Source organism: Rhodoblastus sp. 17X3, assembly GCF_030056575.1.
In the GTDB taxonomy this organism is placed as follows: Bacteria; Pseudomonadota; Alphaproteobacteria; order Rhizobiales; family Beijerinckiaceae; genus Rhodoblastus.
The window spans coordinates 1-1,551 of record NZ_JASHHX010000048.1 but is presented as its reverse complement, the minus strand read 5'-3'; the positions used below and the strand labels follow the sequence as shown (position 1 = coordinate 1,551).

The following is a 1,551-nucleotide window of genomic DNA, read 5'->3' as shown; positions in this document are numbered from 1 at the left end:
TCAGCCGATGGCCTCAGCCGAGCGGGCTTTTTCGCGCAGGATGAATTTCTGGATCTTGCCGGTGGAGGTCTTGGGCAGCGGGCCGAAGATGAAGAGCTTGGGCACCTTGAAGCGCGCCAGATGCGCGCGGCAATGCTCCAGGAACTCTTCCTGCGTCGGATCGGCCCCCTCGCGCAATTCGATGAAGGCGCAGGGAACCTCGCCCCATTTCTCATCCGGCGTCGCCACCACGGCGGCCGCCAGCACGTCCTTGTGGCGGTACAGCACGTCCTCGACCTCGATCGAGGAGATGTTCTCGCCGCCCGAAATAATCACGTCCTTGGAGCGGTCCTTGATCTTCACATAGCCGTCGGGGTCGATCACCGCGAGATCGCCGGTGCGGAACCAGCCGCCGGCGAAGCTCTCATCCGTCGCGCGCTCGTTCTTGAGATAGCCCTTCATCACGATATTGCCGCGGAACACGATCTCGCCCATGGTCTGGCCGTCATGCGGAACCGGCTTGAAGTGCATCGTGTCGAGCACGTCGATGCCCTCCTGCAGCAGCGAGCGCACGCCCTGGCGCCCGTTCAGCTCGGCGCGTTTGGCCAGCGGCTCGCTGTCCCATTCCGCCTGCTTGGCGCAGACCGAAGCCGGGCCATAGGTCTCGGTCAGGCCATAGACATGGGTGATCGAGACGCCGAGCTTCTCCATGCCCTCGATGATCGCCGCCGGCGGCGCCGCGCCCGCGATCAGCGCCGAGACCGGATGATCGATCCCGGCCTGATCGGCCGGATCGGCGTTGATCAGCATGCCGTGCACGATCGGCGCGCCGCAGAAATGCGACACCTTGTGCTCGCGGATCAGCGCGAAGATCTGCTTGGGGTCGATGCGGCGGATGCAGACATTGACCCCGGCGTTGGCCGCCATGGTCCAGGGGAAGCACCAGCCGTTGCAATGGAACATCGGCAGCGTCCACAGATAGACCGCGTGCGGCTGCATGCCCCAGCTGACGATGTTGTTGACGCCGTTCAGATAGGCGCCGCGATGGTGATAGACCACGCCCTTGGGATTGCCGGTCGTGCCGGAGGTGTAGTTGAGCGCGATGGCGTCCCATTCGTCGTCGAGCGGCGCGGGCTCGAAGGCCGGATCGCCCTCGGCCAGAAAGGCCTCATATTCGATCGCGCCGAGGAAGGCCCCGCCCGTGTAGCTCGGGTCGTCCACGTCGATGACCAGGGGCTTGGGGCCGGTCATCAGCTCGAGCGCCTTGGCGATGATCTTCGAATATTCGCGGTCGGTGAGCAGGATCTTCGCCTCGCCGTGGTCGAGCGTGAAGGCGATGGCCTCGGCGTCGAGGCGGGTGTTGAGGGTGTTGAGCACGGCGCCGGCCATCGGAATGCCGAAATGCGCCTCGAACATCGCCGGGATATTGGGCAGCATCACCGCCACGGTGTCGTTCTTGACGATCCCGCGCTTCTGCAGGGCAGAAGCCAGCCGCCGGCACCGCTCCGCCGTCTGCCCCCAACTGTAGCGCAGGTCGTTGTAGATCACCGACGTCTTGTGCGGGAATACGTC

The 1,551-nt window shown here is 64.9% G+C and carries 1 protein-coding gene; it reads right to left on the bottom strand.

Features of this window, described 5'->3' with window-relative positions; genetic code table 11:
- A partial coding sequence (locus QM467_RS19685; RefSeq protein WP_283368036.1) for an acyl-CoA synthetase occupies positions 1-1,551 on the bottom strand: 1,551 nt, incomplete at its 5' end.